This window comes from Actinosynnema sp. NPDC023658 (genome assembly GCF_040639995.1).
GTDB lineage: Bacteria > Actinomycetota > Actinomycetes > Mycobacteriales > Pseudonocardiaceae > Actinosynnema.
In genome coordinates, this window is the sequence record NZ_JBFAAX010001302.1 from 1 (window position 1) to 1354 (window position 1354).

The following is a 1354-nucleotide window of genomic DNA, read 5'->3' on the forward strand; positions in this document are numbered from 1 at the left end:
CGACGACCGGTTCGTCCGGGCCGCGCACCGCCGCGACCTGGAGGTGCACGTGTGGACCATCGACGACGAGCCGGAGATGCGGCGCCTGCTGGACCTGGGGGTGGACGGGCTGGTCACCGACCGGCCGGACCGGTTGCGCGACGTGCTGGTCGACCGGCGGGCCTGGACCGGCGGCTGACCACCCCCACCCGCACACCCGCCGCGGGCACCGCGCGTGCACGCGCCGTGACGTGCGGGGGGGCCGGTTGGCAACAGCTTGGTGATGATCACCACGAACAGGTGGCGCGCGAGATACAGTCCGCCCCCATGAGCGTGGCCGACAGCACCGCACCCGCCCTGGACCGCAAGCGGGAACAACGCGGCTGGACCTGGTACGACTGGGCGAACTCGGTGTTCCCCACCTCCGTGGTGACGGTGTTCCTCTCCGGCTACCTCACCGCGGTGGCCAAGGAGGCGGCCCTGGCCGACACCGCCCGCAACGGGCCCACGCCCTGCGCGGACGGCCCGCTGCGGCAGTGCGACATCTCCCTGTTCGGCGCCCACTTCCCCGCCGGGTCGCTGTGGGGCTACCTGCTGTCCATCGCCACCGTGGTGCAGGTGGTGGTGCTGCCGGTGATGGGCGCGATCGCGGACCGCACCCAGAACAAGCTGCGCATGCTGGGCGGCCTGGCGTTCACCGGCTCGGCGGCCACCATCGCCCTGGCCGCGGTCGGTGGCGACAACTGGCACCTGGGCGTGGCGCTGTTCATCCTCGGCAACATCTGCTACGGCGCGTCGGTCGTCGTGTACTACGCGTTCCTGCCCGAGATCGCCACCCCCGACGAACGCGACGCGGTGTCCTCCCGCGGCTGGGCGTTCGGCTACCTCGGCGGCGGCGTGGCGCTGGCGGTGCAGCTCGCGCTGTTCATCGGCCACGACGCGGTCGGGCTGGGCGAGGGCGCCGCGGTGCGCGTCGGGTTCGTGCTGTCGGGGCTGTGGTGGGCCGGGTTCACGCTCATCCCGCTGACCCGCCTCAAGCGCCACCAGGCGCCGCACGGCACCGAGTCGGGCGCGTCGGTGGTCACCGCCGGGTTCGCCGAGCTGCGGCAGACGGTGAAGCAGGCCCGCCTGTTCCCCCTGACCCTGGCGTTCCTGGGCACCTACCTCATCTACACCGACGGCATCGCCACCGTCGCCAACGTCTCCGCCCAGTACGGCCGCGACGAGCTCGAGCTCGACGAGACGGTGCTGATCACGACCATCCTGATCGTGCAGTTCGTCGCGTTCTTCGGCGGCATGCTGCACGGTCGCCTCGCCAGGGCGTGGGGCGCCAAGCGCACCATCATGGTCAGCCTGTGCGTGTGGATCGTGGTGA

The 1354-nt window shown here is 72.0% G+C and carries 2 protein-coding genes; both read left to right on the forward strand.

The window, feature by feature from the left end; translation table 11 throughout:
• On the forward strand, window positions 1-178 hold a 178-nt coding region (locus AB0G02_RS40480; protein ID WP_360805925.1), incomplete at its 5' end, for a glycerophosphodiester phosphodiesterase family protein.
• Window positions 179-306: 128 nt separating this feature from the next.
• Window positions 307-1354 (forward strand): MFS transporter (locus AB0G02_RS40485; RefSeq protein ID WP_360805922.1); only part of this gene is annotated, 1048 nt, incomplete at its 3' end.